Origin of the sequence: Rhodoferax sp. (assembly GCF_028714215.1) — a bacterium.
In the GTDB taxonomy this organism is placed as follows: Bacteria; Pseudomonadota; Gammaproteobacteria; order Burkholderiales; family Burkholderiaceae_C; genus Rhodoferax.
Map to the genome: position 1 here is coordinate 39,055 of NZ_JAQTMS010000009.1, position 14,806 is coordinate 53,860.

The 14,806-nt window shown below is 62.0% G+C and carries 16 protein-coding genes; 9 read left to right on the forward strand and 7 right to left on the reverse strand.

Annotated features, from left to right (window positions below; genetic code table 11):
* The first annotated feature begins 2 nt into the window (after window positions 1-2).
* The 5 genes from PHS32_RS06285 (at window position 3) to PHS32_RS06305 (ending at window position 6,025) form a co-directional block, all read left to right on the forward strand.
* A complete protein-coding gene (locus tag PHS32_RS06285; protein ID WP_301078050.1) occupies window positions 3-1,859 on the forward strand; it encodes a long-chain fatty acid--CoA ligase in 1,857 nt (618 codons plus the stop codon).
* 20 nt (window positions 1,860-1,879) lie between these two features.
* On the forward strand, window positions 1,880-3,058 hold the full coding sequence (locus tag PHS32_RS06290) for an ABC transporter substrate-binding protein (protein ID WP_301078051.1): 1,179 nt from the start codon (window positions 1,880-1,882) through the stop codon (window positions 3,056-3,058).
* A gap of 270 nt (window positions 3,059-3,328) precedes the next feature.
* The gene (locus PHS32_RS06295) at window positions 3,329-4,537 is read left to right on the forward strand and encodes a hypothetical protein (RefSeq protein WP_301078053.1); all 1,209 of its coding nucleotides are present in this window, start codon (window positions 3,329-3,331) and stop codon (window positions 4,535-4,537) included.
* Between the two features lie 116 nt (window positions 4,538-4,653).
* On the forward strand, window positions 4,654-5,517 hold the full coding sequence (locus PHS32_RS06300; RefSeq protein ID WP_301078054.1) for a hypothetical protein: 864 nt from the start codon (window positions 4,654-4,656) through the stop codon (window positions 5,515-5,517).
* A gap of 247 nt (window positions 5,518-5,764) precedes the next feature.
* Window positions 5,765-6,025, forward strand: coding sequence for a helix-turn-helix transcriptional regulator (locus tag PHS32_RS06305; protein WP_301078056.1), 261 nt, complete (start codon window positions 5,765-5,767; stop codon window positions 6,023-6,025).
* A 25-nt stretch (window positions 6,026-6,050) separates the two neighbouring features.
* On the opposite strand, the gene PHS32_RS06310 is transcribed toward PHS32_RS06305, so the two are convergent.
* The 3 genes from PHS32_RS06310 to PHS32_RS06320 all read right to left on the reverse strand — a co-directional run bounded on the left by PHS32_RS06310 (window position 6,051) and on the right by PHS32_RS06320 (window position 7,411).
* Window positions 6,051-6,392 (reverse strand): type II toxin-antitoxin system ChpB family toxin, encoded by a 342-nt coding sequence (locus tag PHS32_RS06310; RefSeq protein ID WP_301078058.1) that lies wholly within the window; start codon window positions 6,390-6,392, stop codon window positions 6,051-6,053.
* Window positions 6,393-6,650: a ChpB-ChpS toxin-antitoxin system antitoxin gene (locus tag PHS32_RS06315; protein ID WP_301078060.1), complete on the reverse strand. Its 258-nt coding sequence runs from the start codon at window positions 6,648-6,650 to the stop codon at window positions 6,393-6,395.
* Between the two features lie 161 nt (window positions 6,651-6,811).
* Window positions 6,812-7,411 carry a VOC family protein gene (locus tag PHS32_RS06320; protein ID WP_301078063.1) on the reverse strand — a complete coding sequence of 200 codons (600 nt, stop codon included), beginning with the start codon at window positions 7,409-7,411 and terminating at the stop codon, window positions 6,812-6,814.
* 218 nt (window positions 7,412-7,629) lie between these two features.
* On the opposite strand from PHS32_RS06320, the gene PHS32_RS06325 reads away from it, so the two are divergent.
* The 4 genes from PHS32_RS06325 to meaB are packed head-to-tail and all read left to right on the forward strand — an operon-like array spanning window position 7,630 to window position 11,577.
* Entirely contained in the window at window positions 7,630-8,217 is a 588-nt protein-coding gene (locus tag PHS32_RS06325) for a TetR/AcrR family transcriptional regulator (protein WP_301078065.1), read from the forward strand.
* Window positions 8,214-8,639, forward strand: a complete 426-nt coding sequence (locus PHS32_RS06330) for a cobalamin-dependent protein (protein WP_301078066.1) — start codon at window positions 8,214-8,216, stop codon at window positions 8,637-8,639. Before PHS32_RS06325 ends, PHS32_RS06330 begins: the two co-directional genes overlap by 4 nt.
* Window positions 8,636-10,315, forward strand: a complete 1,680-nt coding sequence (locus PHS32_RS06335) for an acyl-CoA mutase large subunit family protein (protein ID WP_301078067.1) — start codon at window positions 8,636-8,638, stop codon at window positions 10,313-10,315. Before PHS32_RS06330 ends, PHS32_RS06335 begins: the two co-directional genes overlap by 4 nt.
* Complete coding sequence (gene meaB / locus PHS32_RS06340) at window positions 10,312-11,577, forward strand: methylmalonyl Co-A mutase-associated GTPase MeaB (RefSeq protein WP_301078069.1); 1,266 nt, start codon at window positions 10,312-10,314, stop codon at window positions 11,575-11,577. Before PHS32_RS06335 ends, meaB begins: the two co-directional genes overlap by 4 nt.
* Here meaB and PHS32_RS06345 read toward each other — a convergent pair.
* Genes PHS32_RS06345 through PHS32_RS06360 form a run of 4 tightly spaced genes read right to left on the reverse strand, consistent with a single transcriptional unit; the run spans window position 11,562 to window position 14,806 of the window.
* Window positions 11,562-12,050, reverse strand: a complete 489-nt coding sequence (locus PHS32_RS06345; RefSeq protein WP_301078070.1) for a thioesterase family protein — start codon at window positions 12,048-12,050, stop codon at window positions 11,562-11,564. The two genes, meaB and PHS32_RS06345, sit on opposite strands and share 16 nt — an antisense overlap.
* Window positions 12,051-12,060: 10 nt before the next feature.
* Complete coding sequence (locus PHS32_RS06350; protein WP_301078071.1) at window positions 12,061-13,227, reverse strand: acyl-CoA dehydrogenase family protein; 1,167 nt, start codon at window positions 13,225-13,227, stop codon at window positions 12,061-12,063.
* Window positions 13,228-13,229: 2 nt separating this feature from the next.
* A complete protein-coding gene (locus PHS32_RS06355) occupies window positions 13,230-14,135 on the reverse strand; it encodes an SDR family oxidoreductase (RefSeq protein ID WP_301078072.1) in 906 nt (301 codons plus the stop codon).
* Window positions 14,135-14,806 carry a TetR/AcrR family transcriptional regulator gene (locus PHS32_RS06360; RefSeq protein WP_301078073.1) on the reverse strand — a complete coding sequence of 224 codons (672 nt, stop codon included), beginning with the start codon at window positions 14,804-14,806 and terminating at the stop codon, window positions 14,135-14,137. The genes PHS32_RS06355 and PHS32_RS06360 overlap by 1 nt, the downstream gene beginning before the upstream one ends.

A 14,806-nucleotide genomic window follows, 5' to 3' on the forward strand; every position in this document is an offset into this window, starting at 1 on the left:
CCATGAGTAATCTGTGGGACCTCAGCGACATCCGTCCTAATCTGGACATCGTGCTGGCCGGCGAGACCATTCCGGCGCTGTTCTGGAATGGCGTCAAGCAACGCGGTCCGGCGGTCTGGATGCGCCAGAAACATCTGGGCATCTGGCGTAGCTGGAGCTGGGATCAGACCGCGCAAGCGGTGCGCGAGATTGCCGGCGGCCTGCTGAGCCTGGGCTTTGCCCGGGGTGAATGCGCCTCCATTCTGGCCAACACGGTGGTCGAATGGGTCTGGGCCGATCTGGCGGTGCTGTCCTGCGGTGGCGTCTCCAACGGCATCTACCCGACCGATGCTGCCTCGCAGGTGCACTACCTGTGCCAGGACTCGCGCACCAGCATCTTGTTTGTGGAAGACGACGAGCAACTGGACAAGGCGCTGGAAGTGCGCGAGCAGTTGCCCGGTCTGCGCAAAATTGTGGTCTTCGACATGGAGGGGCTGCACCAGCTGAGCGACCCCGGCGTCATCAGTCTGGATGATTTGCGCAAGTTGGGGCTGGCCTATCTGGCGCAGCATCCGGATGAGTTGCAACAACGCATCGACGCTTGCCGGCCGGAAGACCTGGCGATTCTGGTCTACACCTCCGGCACCACCGGCAAGCCCAAGGGCGCCATGCACTTGCACGCCGGGCTGGTCTACACCGTGCGCGGCTTCAACACACTGATCGCGCAGGATGAGCAGGACGAGCGCATGTGCTTCCTGCCGCTGTGCCACATTGCCGAGCGCATGGGCGGTGAGTACTTTGCCCTCTACACCGGCACCAAGCTGAACTTTGTGGAAAACCCGGAGACCATCCCCGAGAACGTGCGCGAGATCGCGCCCACCGTGTTTACCGCGGTGCCGCGGGTCTGGGAGAAGTTCTATTCGGGCGTCATGATTTCGCTGAAGGAAGCCGGCGCCGTGCAGCAAGCCGCCTACGCCTGGGGCATAAGCGTGGGCACCGCAATTGCCAACCAAGTGCTGGCCGGGCAGCCGGTCAGCGGCTGGCTCAAGCTCAAGTTCAAGGTGGCGCAGTGGCTGGCGCTGAACAATGTGCGCAAGCTGATCGGCATCCACCGCGCCCGCTTTCTGGTGACCGGTGCGGCGCCGATCTCGCCGGACTTGGTGCGCTGGTACCTGGCGCTGGGCGTGCCGATGCTGGAGGTGTGGGGCATGACGGAGACCTGTGGTGGCTCCACCGGCGTGCCGGCCGACAAGATGAAGCCGGGCTCCATCGGACCGGCCGCCAGCTTCAATGAAGTCCGGCTCGACCCGGCCAGCGGCGAGATTCTGGTGCGCGGCAAGAACGTCTTTGCCGGCTACCTGAACCTGCCGGAAAAAACCGCCGAGGCGATTGATGCGGACGGCTGGCTGCACACCGGCGATGTCGGCGTGGTGGATGCGGACGGCTACTTCCGCATCACCGACCGCATGAAGGACATCATCATCACCGCCGGCGGCAAGAACATCACGCCCAGCGAGCTGGAAAACGACCTGAAGTTTTCGCCCTACATCACCGACGCCGTGGTGATAGGCGACAAGCGACCGTATCTGACCGCCATCATCATGATCGACCAGGAAAACGTGGAGAAGTTCGCCCAGGACCAGGACGTGCCTTTCGGCAACTACGCGTCGCTGACCCGCAGCCCGGAAGTGCAGGCGCTGATCCAGGCCGACCTGGATCGCGTTAACAAGAAGTTTGCCCGCGTCGAACAGATCAAGAAGTTTTTCCTGCTGGAGAACCAGTTGACGGCGGAAGACGAAGAACTGACCCCCACCATGAAGCTCAAGCGTAAACTGGTGGAAAAGAAGTATGCCGCCCAGATCGAGGCCATGTACCGTTGATTTTTTTAAGGAGACAGATGATGAAGACACGTTCAGTCATAGCACTCGCTACCCTCGCCTTTTCGGCCAACGTCTGGTGCGCCCAGCAGGGCGTCAGCGACACCGAGATCGTGCTGGGATCGATCCAGGATCTGTCGGGTCCGCTGGCCGGCTTCGGCAAGCAGGACCGCTTGGGCATGATGCTGGCGGTGGACGAGATCAACGAGCAGGGCGGCATCAACGGCCGCAAGATTCGGCTGATCGTGGAAGACTCCGGCTACGACCCCAAGAAGGCCGTGCTGGCGGCGCAGAAGCTGGTCAATCAGGACAAGATTTTCATGATGATGGGCCACATCGGCACGGCGCAGAACATGGCCGCGATGCCGGTCCAGTTCGAGAAGAACGTGATCAACTTCTTCCCGGTGACGGCGGCGCGCGAAATGTACGAGCCGTTCCACCGGCTCAAGTATTCTTTTGCCGCCACCTACTTCGACCAGATGCGCCGCGCCGTGCCGCAGATGGTGAAGGACAAGGGCCTCAAGAAGGTCTGCACCATCTACCAGGATGACGATTTCGGGCTGGAAGTGCTGCGCGGTGGTGAGGCGGGCCTGAAAACCATCAACATGGACTACGCCGAAAAGACCTCGTTCAAGCGCGGCTCCACCGACTTTTCATCGCAGGTGGCGAAGATGAAGGCGGCCGGCTGCGAACTGGTGGTGCTGGGCACCATCATCCGCGAGACCATTGGCACCATTGCCGAGTCGCGCAAGACCGGTTTCAACCCGGTGTTTCTGGGTTCCAGTGCCGCCTACACCGACCTGATCCACAAACTGGGCGGCAAGGCGATGGACGGCTTGTACGCCATGATGACGGTGCAAAACCCCTACACCGACGAGACCTCGCCGGCGATACGCTTCTGGGCCAACAAGTACAAGACCAAGTTCAACGAAGACCCGGCCGTGTTCTCGGTCTACGGCTACGTCATCATCAACACCTTCGCCAATGCCGCCACCAAGGCCGGCAAGAACCTGACCACCGACAGCTTCATCAAGGTGATGGACACGCTGAGCATCCCGACCGACATCTTCGGCAGCGCGCCAGCCACCTTCTCGCCCACCAAACGCCTGGGCAGCGACGCCTCGCGCCTGTCGCAGATTCAAAACGGCAAGTGGAAGGTGGTGGGGCCGTACATCGACGATGCACCGCCGGCCAAGAAGTAGATCACCCGGCCGCTGACCAAATTTCGCCAGGATAGGCGACAGGGTTGAAAGGGAGGCAAATGACTTCGGTCTTTTGGAAATGTGGCTGTAGACCAAGGCAGTATGTGCTGCCTTGTCGTCAGATGAGTCATCAGTACCTGAACTCGGATTTCGGGTATGTCCCGGCGGATAAACTGGCTTGCCGGGATATCCAACGATCTACATCACGTAGGCGTCATAGGCCAACGTCCTGGCGAGGCAGCCGAAATCCGAAAACCACAGAAAGATACGATGGCTCGCACTGAATCTGTTCTTACGATCTTTCTCGCGTCTCCCGGAGACGTCGTCGACGAGCGGAATCGTCTAGAGGACGCTGTACTCGAGTGGAATCGCACTTGGGCCCGCAATCTTGGCGTTCGCCTCGAGTTACTCCGATGGGAGCATGACGCCTACCCCGGAATTGGGGAAGATGCGCAAGATGTAATAAATGAACAGCTTCCAACGGACTACGACCTATTTATTGGAATCATGTGGTCACGCTTTGGCACCCCCACACGGCGCGCGGGGTCCGGGACCGTAGAAGAGTTTGAAAGAGCACTTGCGAGATATCGCGCGTCTCCTGGAAATGTCAGCATTCTCTTCTATTTCAAAGACACTCCAATACCTCCAAGCAAGCTGGATGCGTCGCAGATTCAGAAGTTGCAGGACTTCAAGCGGAGTCTCTCCAGCGAGGGTCTACTGCATTGGGAGTTCACCGATACAGATCAATTCGAGAAACTTGTTTCCATGCATATAACCAAGCATGTACAGAATTGGCGACACAAACAGAAGGCCACCTCCTTGGATCAAGCGAGTTCCCCTCTCAATGCTCAGGTAAAGTCAACGTCAGTCGTGGCAGTACCAGCACGGCCAACCGAGGAAGAAGATGACGATGGATACCTCGACCTTCTTGTACTGTTCCTTGAACGGAATGCAGAAGTAGGTGAGATAACAGGCCGATTGACGGCAGCACAGTCTGATCTGACGACACGAACAACTCAAGGGACAGTCGATTTACAGAATCTAGCCGCGACGCCGGGCGGCGCCGATCCTGCGCACGCCAGACGACTGATAGGCAAGGTTGCCGACGAGATGGTCAACTTCACGAATCGGATCAATGCGGAAGTGCCACTACTTCGCGCTGCAATGAGCGGTTCTGTTAACGCACTGACCCGTGCAGCGGCGATGTCAGCGGACTTTGACTCGACACAAACTCGCGAAGCAAGAGTCGCAGCTGCAGGCCTGCTGGCGGCGATGGCGGGAGCACGCCTATCGATGATTGAATTCAAAGGTACAACGTTGGGCTTGCCCCGCATGACGAAGGAACTAAACGCCGCCAAGCGAAAGCAGGGAGCCGCTTTGGACGCACTAATCTCGGAAATGGCCAACGGCGAACAACTACTTGTCGAGTGTCTTACTGTGCTCGATACCCTCCTTGCCGCACAACCGCCGCAGCAATGACGCCTAATCGGGTAGCCGGGAGTCGCTAACTCCCAGCCCCCACACCACCCACCGTGCGGGTCCGCAGTGGGCGGTTCTTCAGCAACGCAAGGCGGGGGTGGGGTGGGGTGGGGTAGATGTTGGGCGCGATTTTAAAAAGCGAAGCGTATGAGCGCTCGGCGTCTACCGCACCCCCGCCGACCCGACCCCAACGTAGTCTTGAATTGCCGCTTTCAACGAGCGACCACCAAATTGACCTTCGGGTACCAAGCGCATCGTCTGGTATTCTGTCGCCAAACGAAAGCAATCGTCAGGGGATTGGAATGCAGCTTCTTGCGGTCCTAATTTTGATAAGTGGTTACATCTGGCTAGCAGTTCTGCTTGCGCGATATGCAACCAAAGCCTATTCCCGCACCGTTGGACGATTCGCCATTTGGACAATGATTTGCCTACCGTTCGCAGATGCGTTGATAGGTCGCGCAATCCTTCAAGACATGTGCAAAATAAAAGGTGAAATAGCCGTAAAGGAACATTTTGTCGGGATTGAAGGTATCTCTTCTGGGAGCGACGTTTTTGCTGATTCGGCAAAGTATTACGGTTATATGTGGGTCGAAAGTGCCCCGTCCTTTGGCTGGGTTAAGCGCTCAATGTCCGATGGACCTGGGCCTGGGCACATAGTTGAGCGTGCAAGGCCACTTGCCAAGTATGAGCTAAACGAGCGTCGCGACGAGCCCTCCGCTTACTTCAGGACCACTCACTATTCAGTGCGAACAACTCACTACTCCGGAACGACCGTTAATGACAGCCGCGAGTTGTCTGGTTTTGATTGGGTTAGCTTCCGTGGCGGATGGGCGGAGCGCACCCTAATGATGATTTCGGACGCCGGTCCCCGCGATGTTGCACAGTGCACGGGTCGATATACGCTTGATGAAAGAATTCGACAAATGTTGCATCGCACGGTCGAACCACTAATGTTCCCAAAAGATTTCACCCGACCCTAAACCCGTAGGACCACATCTGGATAGGGATGGCGGGAAATCTGACATACAGCCGCCATCAGTCTGAAACTGTAGTTGGCACGGCTGTCCCCATGACCACCCGGATCGCACCGGCCGGCAACGCAAGGCAGGGGCGGAGTAGATGTTGGGCGCGACATCAAAGAGTCCGAAGGACGCGGAACGCCCCGGCGTCAGCCCCACCGCCGCCGACCCAAGCCCAACGTAGTTTTGAATTACAGGAGACCGTGAAATGAAAGAATTTCGCCCCGCAAAAAAGCGCGTCAAGGTATCGGTGGGGGAGTCTGTCCGTATCTTGCGCGAGCTTCAAGAATTGAGCCAAAGCCAACTTTCCGAACTTACGGGTATTCCTCAAACCACCATCTCAGCCATCGAAAATGGCAGAGTGAATTTGGGCGTCGAGCGCGCGAAGGTTTTTGCCCGTGCCCTACAGTGCCATCCTGCCGTACTCGTGTTCCCCGGTTGGGAGGTTGCACCTGCACGCGCGGCATAACTCGGCGGTGAACCTTCTGGCTTCCTCACTCAAATAGAGTCAACAAGCGGCCCAATGCATCGTCAATAACTTCCTGGGGCGCACGCTCGATCTTCTTCGCCTTGCGTGCGGCCAAGTCCATCATCCGGCACTTGTTGACCAGGGCAACTCCCTGCGTCTTGCAGCCGGTATTCATTAGCGAGACAGCGAACCCGGCAAACCGAGAGTGGTCGCCCCCTTGGGTAATTGGCGCAACCAGAACATCGCCCAGGGCGTTGAATTCCTTCGTGGTCAGCACCAGTGCAGGACGCCGCTCACCCTGCATTTCACGGCCCACCACGGGTTCAAGGCTCACGACCACGATGTCGCCACGGTCAAAGACGGCCACTTACAGGACCTCCTGGCCAACGGGACGGGCGGCATCCCACAACGCCATATCGGCGGGCGCTGGGGCCCTCCGGTCGCACTGGGCAATCAGATCGGACAGAACGTACTTGCGCTTGGGCGACAGCGTGATTTTGCCGTCCGCGGTGGTGTCCATGGTCATGGCCTGGCCGACCTTCAAGCCCAAGTCTTTCAATACCGCAGGTGGGAACGCCGCCCCGGTACTGTTGCCGAATTTGCGCAAAACGATTTCAACTTGCATAGCGCTTCCGTTGTAAAACAATGTTGGACAGCATTGTGGTCTTCCCTTGACCGAATGTCAAACACTATTTGACATCAAAAAGTCCGAAGGACGCGAAGCGCCGGCGCCCTTGATGCGGCACCGGGAGAAGTCGGTTGGACTTGATGGCGAGTGGCCCCGCGTCAACCAATTTTGCGGATCGGGTGCTGGCCGTCCCAGCCCCTGGCGGCCTGTTCGACCTGGCGAAACAGCTCTGCCTTGCCCCCGGATTGCTCGGAGATCTCGACCACGTTGCCGGGCAGGTCGGCATGAATAAAGTAGGCAAAACGTCCACCCGGGCCGGGGCGGCCGGCGTGACCCTCGACGTAACCGGCCGACAGCATGCGCGCCACGGCGGCATCGTATTGGTAAGTCCAGAAGGCGGTGTGCTGTGCCCCTTCGCCGTTGCGCTGCAGAAAATCCAGATAGAGCGAAGGTGCCGTGTTGCGCTGCTGGATCAGTTCGATCTGTAGCGCACCAGAATTTGTCAGCGCAATGGACAGTTCAAGGTCTGCCGATGGCTTGCCGAAATAGGTGAATTCCGCGACCGTGATTTTCTCGATATAGAACCATGGACCGACGCCCAGCACGCCACTCCAATGCGCCATGGCGCGTTCTATGTCGGGTACCACGTAGGCGATCTGGCGCAGCTCGCCGAATTCGAGGCCAGGCGCATTGGCGGCTGGCGCCACTCCGGCACCGTTGACGGTTGCCGCCATTTCTTCGGTTGATTTGCCATTCACGACGGCGCTCCTGTTGTTTGATGATGGCGCTAATGTCGGCGCAGGCAGGCGCTGAGACTGTCCACTGTTGGCAGTTGCTCCTCCGGACTAACCCTTAGGGCGAGACTGCCGTTGCCAAACGTTTGAAGACACCGGACCGGCAAAGACGCCGGGTTCTGGAACACACTAAGCAAACGATTGTTTGGTATACTGGTTTTGAAAAATACGCCCACCAGACCATGAGCAACACCCGCAAACCGCACACCGACAGCCGGCTGCCGCAAGTCCTCGACGAGGCCGCCCGGCTGTTTCGCACGCAAGGCTTCAAGGGCACTTCGGTGCGCGACATCGCGCGCGCGGTGGGCATGCTGCCGGGCTCCCTGTACTGTCACTTCGCGACCAAGGAAGCGCTGCTGACGGCGGTCTACGTCAAGGGTGTGAAGCAGATCTCCGGCGCGGTGCAGACGGTGGTGGAGCGGCACAGCGACCCCTGGGATCGGCTGGAGGCGGCCTGCGTGGCGCATCTGGAGGCGATCCTGCGTGACGACGATTACGCCCAGGTGGTGATCCGGGTGCTGCCGGCCGACGTTCCGGCGGCACTGCCAGACCTGATCGAGTTGCGCAACCAGTACGAAGCCTTGTTCGTCGCCTTGATCAAGGCCTTGCCGCTGCGCCGCGGCACCGACCGGGGCGCCCTGCGCCTGATGCTGATGGGGGCGCTGAACTGGTCGCAAACCTGGTACCGCCCGAGCGGCAAATTCAATCCGCGTGCCATCGCGCACAAATTCGTCACCCTGCTGCGCCAGGGTCAGGAGCTGCCCACATGAATCAAGTTGTAATCCCCAAGGTGCTGGTCACCAAGATCGGTTTCGACGGTCACGACCGCGGCAGCCGGGTGGTGGCGGCCGGCCTGCGCGACGCCGGCATGGAGGTGATCTACACGCCACCCTGGCAGGAAATCGCCGCTGTGGTGAAACTTGCCCTGGAGGAGGACGTCGACGTTATCGGCATCTCATCGCTGGCAACCGACCACCTGATCGTGCCCAAGCTGATGAGCGCCTTGCGCGAAGCGGGCCTGACCGACGTGGCGGTGATTGTGGGCGGCATCGTGCCCGACGAAGACGAACAGATGCTGCTGGCGGCCGGCGTCGCCCGGGTCTTTCACCCGGGCAGTTCGATGGCCGACATTGCCACTTACGTGCGGGAGTTGACGGTGGCTGGACGATTGAACCGGGAGATCCTGCAATGAACCAAGCTGTGGCCAGCAAGTTGTTATCGGAGGCCGACGCCTTTGGCAAATGGCAACAAGAGTACGCCGCCGGGGTTGGCGTCGACAAGACTGTCGTCAACCGCTCCGGCATTCCGATCCAGCCGCTCTACACCGACCGTGACTGGAACACCGCCCAGCACGCGGCCGACCTCGGCTTGCCGGGGCAAGCCCCGTACACGCGCGGCATCTATGCCACCATGCACCGCGGCAAGACCTGGTCGCAGCGCCAGCTCACCGGCCTGGGCACCCCGGCCGAGTACAACGCACGCCTGCTGGACGTGCTGGCCAACGGCGCCACCGCGGTTTCGTTGCTGCCCTGCAACTCGGTGTTCCGCGGTTACGACATGGATGAATCGCACATCGAACTGCTGGGCACCTGCGGCACCGTGATCAACACCAGCGCGCATATGGACCGTGCTTTGCAGGGCGTCGATCTGGCGCAGGTCTCATGCGCCCAGAACGACCCGACGCCGTTCACGCTGCTGGCCTTCATGCTGGCCACGGCGCGCCGGCGCGGCACCGACTGGCGCCTGCTCAGCGGCACTTCCAACCAGAGCGACTACCTCAGCCACTACGCGGCCAACCACATGTTTTTCCGGCTGGCGCTGCCGGGCGCGCGGCGCCTGTTGGCCGACCACATCGAGTTCTGCAACCGCTTCCTGCCCAAATGGAATCCGATGTCGGTGGTGGGACAACACACGCAGCAGGCCGGCGCCACGCCGGCCGAAGCGATGGCCTTCACGCTCAGCACCGCCATCCAGAACGCCCGCGACTGCCTGGCGCGCGGCATGGACCCGGACCAGTTTCTGCCGCGCTTCACGTTCTTCTTCGATGTCTCGATCAGCTTCTTCGAGGAGATTGCCAAGTTCCGTGCCGCTCGCCGCATCTGGGCGCGTATCACACGCGATCAACTGGGCGCAAAAGACCCACGCTCCTGGCGCTTCAAGTTCCATGCCCAGACGTCCGGCGTCGACCTGACGCGCCAGCAGCCGCTGAACAACATCGCGCGCGTCACGACGCAGGCCATGGCCGGCATCCTGGGCGGCTTGCAGTCGCTGCACACCGACGCCTACGACGAGGCCTTGTCCTGCCCCAGCGAGTTCGGCGCCCGCATTGCCATCGCCACGCAGAACGTGCTGCGCGAGGAAGCGCATCTGACCGACGTCATCGATCCGCTGGGCGGCAGCTACTACGTCGAGACGCTGACCGACCAGATGCAAGCCGAGATCGAGCGCGTGATGGCGATTGTGGAAGACGCCGGCGGCATGTACCAGGCGGTGCAGATGGGCCTGGTGCAAGGCATGATAGGCGAGTCGGCGCGCAAATTCCAGCAGAGAATCGACGCCGGCGAACAGACCGTGGTGGGCGTCAATGCCTATTGCGTGGACGAGGACGCCAGCGCCCGCCCCATCAACACACGCCCGGACCGCGCCAGCATGCAAGCCCTGATCGACGAGTTCAAGGTCTTCAAGGCGGAGCGCTCGCAAGCCGAGGTGCAAGCCGCCCTGGACGCGCTGGCGCGCTCGGCCAATGATGCCAAGGTCAACGTCTTTGGCCGCGTCGTGGAAGCCGCGCAAGCCTGTTGCACGCACGGCGAGATCTGCCACACCCTCAGGCGCGAGATGGGTTTTGGCGACGTCCAGGCGGTGGTGTGAGTCAGCGCCCCGACCGCCACGGTAACTGGACGCCTTCGCCGGCCCTGCTGGCGGGCGACCGGCGCGTGCTGGCGCGCACCATCAGCCAGATCGAGCATGGCCAGATCGCTGCCGGCAGCTTGTCGGCGGCGCTGGCACCGCACCTGGGCCGGGCCCATGTGCTGGGCATTACCGGCGCGCCGGGTGCCGGCAAATCCACGCTGCTGCATGCCATGCTGGGTGAGTTGCTGGCGCGCGGCCGGCGCATTGGCGTGGTGGCCATTGATCCGTCGAGCCCGATCAGCGGCGGCGCCGTGCTGGGAGACCGCGTGCGCATGGGTCAGCACGGCGCCCACCCCGACGTGTTTATTCGTTCCCTGGCGGCGCGCGGCCATTTGGGTGGCCTGTCGAGCAGCACCGAGGAGATCGTCGATTTGCTGGATGCGGCCGGCTTCGACACCATCATCGTCGAGACCGTGGGCGCCGGCCAGTCTGAAGTCGAAATCATGCGCGTCGCCGACACCCGGATCGTGGCCTGCCCGCCCGGCTTGGGCGACAAGGTGCAGGCCATGAAGGCCGGCATTCTGGAGATCGCCGACCTGCTGGTGGTGACCAAGTCGGATCTGCCCGGTGCCGACGCCACGGCGCGCGACCTGCAAGACATGCTGCATCTGCGCGCGCCGGCGACCGGCGGTCTCTGGACGGTGCCGGTGCTGAATTCCTGCGCCAACAGCGGCGCGGGTGTGGCGGACCTGGTCGACGCGATCGACCGGCACGCCGCAGTGGCCGGTCGCGGCCGGCGTCTGCCAGCGCGGCCAGTGGCCAAGACCGCCAGTGTGGCTGAAGATGCCCAGTCGCTGGTGCTGCGGCTGGCCGCGGCCGATCCGTTCGCGCGCTCGCTGGGCATCACTTGCACCGAAGCCAGCGCGGGCTGCGCCACGGTGACGCTGACCCTGGCGCAGCGCCATCTGAACTTCAATGGCACCTGCCACGGCGGCGTCATCTTCGCGTTGGCGGACACCGCTTTCGGACTGGCATCCAACTCGCATGGCAAGGTGGCGGCCGGCATCGATGCGCACCTGACCTACCAGAAGGCTGCGCAGGCGGGCGATTGTTTGCTGGCCCGCGCGTTCGAGGTCTCCAGATCGCGCAAGCTGGCGGTCTACCGGGTCGATGTCAGCCGCGCCGATGGCGCCGTGATCTCCAGCTTTACCGGCACCGTCTACATCACCGGGGTCACTGTTGCGGTGCCAGCGCAGCCGGCCGTTCAGGAGACGATGTAGGCGGCCGTGCCGGTTGACAGCAGTTCGCCGTTGGCGCCCAAAAACTCCATGCGGGTGGACGCCACCCGCGAGCCCAGGCGCATCACCTCGCCACGCAACTCGAAATACTCGCCGATGGCGGGGCGCAAATAGTCGACCCGCAGGTCGATGGTGCCCAGCTTGCTGAACCGGTGCAGACGCTGCATCGGTGGCTCGTCCATGTGGCGCGCACCAAGGGCGGCCATGACGGCCAAGCCAGCGATGGCGTCCAGCCCGGCGCTGATCACGCCGCCGTGCAGCCGGTTGAAGCTGAAGTGCCCGATCAGGTCCGGTTTCATGTCGATGCGGCCTCTGACCAGGGCCGGCTTGAGGGTGGTGATTTTCAAGCCCAGAATCAGGTTGAAATTGATCATTTCCTCGAAGATCTTCTTCAAGCCAATGACGAACTCAGGTTCGAATTCGAGTTCCGCCGGTAGCACAGTTTTTTTGATCATGGTGCCATTCTCACAGACCGAGCTGACGCGAGGCCAACTCTTTCATGATTTCCTCGGTACCGCCGCCAATCATCATCACCTTGACCTCGCGGTAAATGCGCTCACAAGCCGTGCCGCGCATAAAGCCCATGCCACCCAGAATCTGCACCGCCTGGTCGGCGCAGAACTGCATGGACTGCGTCGCATGGTTTTTCAACAAGCAGACTTCGGCCACCCACTCCGCGCCCTTGTCTGCTTTGTTGCCCGAGTCCGCTCGGGCCGACACGGCGTTGAGCCAGGCCCGGGTCGATTCGATGCGCATCTTCATATCCATCAACTTGTGGCGAATCACCTGATGATCGATCAGGGCCGTGCCGAAGGTCTTGCGCTGGCGCGCCCAGGCCAGGGCTTCGTCATAGCAGCACTCGGAAAAACCCAGCGCCATGGCCGCCATAGAGAGGCGTTCACCGTTGAAGTTGGTCAAAATCATCTTGAAGCCGGCGCCTTCTTCGCCCACCAGATAGCGGGCCGGCACGCGCACCGCATCAAAGCGCAACTGCGCGGTGTCGGAGCACAACCAGCCCATCTTCTTGAGCGCTGTGCGGGACAGCCCCGCTGCGTCGCCCGGCACCATCAGCATGGAGATGCCGCCGGGGCCTTTGTTTTTGGCATCGGTACGCACCGCCACGGTCAACCAGTCGGCGCGCATACCCGAAGTGATGAACACTTTTTCGCCGTCCACCACGTACTCATTACCCTCCAGCCGGGCGGTGGTGCGCAGCGCCGACACATCGGTGCCGCCACCGGGTTCGGTGATCGCCAGCGCGGCAATTTTTTCGCCGCGCAACACCGCCGGCACCACTTCCTGTTGCAGTTCAGCGCTGCCATGGCGCAACAGCGGCGGCAGGCCGATGTTGTGGCTGAACAAGCTGGCCATCAGTCCGCCGCTGCCGCCAAAACGCGCCAGCGCCACCGTCAGCGCATTGCGCAAGCACCAAGGGCTGGGCGTGCCGCCCAGGGCCTCCGGATAACCCATGGCCAGCCAGCCCAGTTCCGCGGCACGCCGGTAGAGGTGGCGCGGAAATTCGCCGGCCTCTTCCCAATCGTTCAGCCGCGCGGCGACTTCCGTTTGAATGAAGCGGCGCGCGCCGTCCGTCAGCAGTTGCGCTGCTTCGTTCCAGTTCTCGCTTGGCGGCATGCTCATTCCTTTTTGGTAGCTGCTTCAGGCAGGAACACCTTGGGCGTCTGGGCCCGGTGAAAGCCTTCAAACGGCTTGATGGCGGCGCGCTGGCGCACTTCCTTCGAGGCCGCACGCATCGGCCAGCCCAGGCGGACCTGCGGCCGGGCACCGTCGATGCGCAAGACGCTGCCGCTGATGAAAGAGGCCGCCGGACTGAGCAGAAAGACAATACCGGCCGCCGTTTCGGCCTCGGTGCCGAAGCGCCCCAGGGGGACCGTCTGGGCCATCTCGCGCAGCATCGGTCCCATCTCGGGCGGGTACTTGTCCATGCCGCTGGAGGCGATGTAGCCGGGCGCCACCGCATTGACGCGCACACCGCGGCCGGCCCATTCAAGCGCCGCGGTCTCGGTGAAGCTGACCATGCCGCAGCGCGCCGCGCCGCTGTGCCCCATACCCGGCATGGAACCCCACATGTCGGCCACGATGTTGACGATGGCGCCGCCGTGCCGGCTCATGGATTGCAGGAAACACTCGCGCGCCATCAGGAAGCCGCCGGTCAGGTTGGTGGCCAGCACCGCCTCCCAGCCCTTGGCGCTGATGCCCTCCAAGGGCGTCATGTACTGGCCGCCGGCGTTGTTCACCAGGCCGTCGATGCGCCCTTGCGCGGCCACCACGGCAGCGACCGTCTGCTTGACCAGATCTTCCTGCCGGATGTCGCAGACATGAAAACTGGCAAGGCCGCCGTCTTGCACAATTTCATCCATCACCTGTTGCAGCTTGTCGGCCTTGCGGCCCAGCAGCACGACATGCGCGCCCAGCGCCGCCAGCTCATGCGCCACGCAGCGGCCAATGCCGGAACCGCCACCGGTCACCAACACCACTTTGCCGGCAAACAAACCGGTCGCAAAGACAGAACCGTAAGCCATCAACACTCCTTCAAAAACAAGGCCATGGCGGCGTCGGTCAAGCCATCGAGTGACGCGCCTTTCTTTCGGTCGAACCATTGCACCGACCAGTTCAGCGCGCCCAGAATCAACAAGCGCGAGAGCTTCACCGGCGCGCGCAAATGGCCGCTGGCGTGCAGCGCTTCAAGGACCGGCGTCCAGGCAGCTTCATAGTCGACCTGCAGCTTGGCCAGCGCGGCGCGCTGGCGCGCATTCAGGGATCGGTGTTCGTACAGCATCACCGGCACAAAGTCATTGCCAGGCCCCAGCAGCGTGTCGAAGTGGGCACGGATCAGGCGCCTGATCTGCACCAGGGGCTGGTCCGGCGCGGCGCCCAGCAGCGCCTTGGCTTGGCGCGCGATGGCCGCGTGCATGCCCTCTTCCATCACGGCGTAGAGCAAGGCATCCTTGCTCTTGAAGTGGTAAAAAGGCGAGCCGCTGTGCATGCCGACCGCCGCCGCAATGTCGCGCGTGCTGGTGGCATCGAAGCCCTGCACCCGAAACAGATGCGCGGCGGCGCTGAGCAAGGCCTGGCGGCGATTGCCGTCGTCGCGTTCATCCTCGGTCTTGCGCGGCCGACCACGCGGGCGTTTGGACAGCTGGCCCGCAGGCGTTGGAGGTTCAGGTTCGGCGGGCAAAACGGCGGCTGTCAT

Excerpts from the sequence above, each read along its gene's own strand:
- PHS32_RS06325 (WP_301078065.1), top strand. The coding sequence starts at position 7,630 with ATGAGCAACACCCGCAAACCGCACACCGACAGCCGGCTGCCGCAAGTC.
- PHS32_RS06350 (WP_301078071.1), bottom strand. The coding sequence starts at position 13,227 with ATGCCGCCAAGCGAGAACTGGAACGAAGCAGCGCAACTGCTGACGGAC.
- PHS32_RS06285 (WP_301078050.1), top strand. The coding sequence starts at position 3 with ATGAGTAATCTGTGGGACCTCAGCGACATCCGTCCTAATCTGGACATC.
- PHS32_RS06315 (WP_301078060.1), bottom strand. The coding sequence starts at position 6,650 with ATGCAAGTTGAAATCGTTTTGCGCAAATTCGGCAACAGTACCGGGGCG.
- PHS32_RS06355 (WP_301078072.1), bottom strand. The coding sequence starts at position 14,135 with ATGGCTTACGGTTCTGTCTTTGCGACCGGTTTGTTTGCCGGCAAAGTG.
- PHS32_RS06335 (WP_301078067.1), top strand. The coding sequence starts at position 8,636 with ATGAACCAAGCTGTGGCCAGCAAGTTGTTATCGGAGGCCGACGCCTTT.
- PHS32_RS06290 (WP_301078051.1), top strand. The coding sequence starts at position 1,880 with ATGAAGACACGTTCAGTCATAGCACTCGCTACCCTCGCCTTTTCGGCC.
- PHS32_RS06295 (WP_301078053.1), top strand. The coding sequence starts at position 3,329 with ATGGCTCGCACTGAATCTGTTCTTACGATCTTTCTCGCGTCTCCCGGA.
- PHS32_RS06300 (WP_301078054.1), top strand. The coding sequence starts at position 4,654 with ATGTTGGGCGCGATTTTAAAAAGCGAAGCGTATGAGCGCTCGGCGTCT.
- PHS32_RS06360 (WP_301078073.1), bottom strand. The coding sequence starts at position 14,806 with ATGACAGCCGCCGTTTTGCCCGCCGAACCTGAACCTCCAACGCCTGCG.
- PHS32_RS06345 (WP_301078070.1), bottom strand. The coding sequence starts at position 12,050 with ATGATCAAAAAAACTGTGCTACCGGCGGAACTCGAATTCGAACCTGAG.
- PHS32_RS06330 (WP_301078066.1), top strand. The coding sequence starts at position 8,214 with ATGAATCAAGTTGTAATCCCCAAGGTGCTGGTCACCAAGATCGGTTTC.
- PHS32_RS06305 (WP_301078056.1), top strand. The coding sequence starts at position 5,765 with ATGAAAGAATTTCGCCCCGCAAAAAAGCGCGTCAAGGTATCGGTGGGG.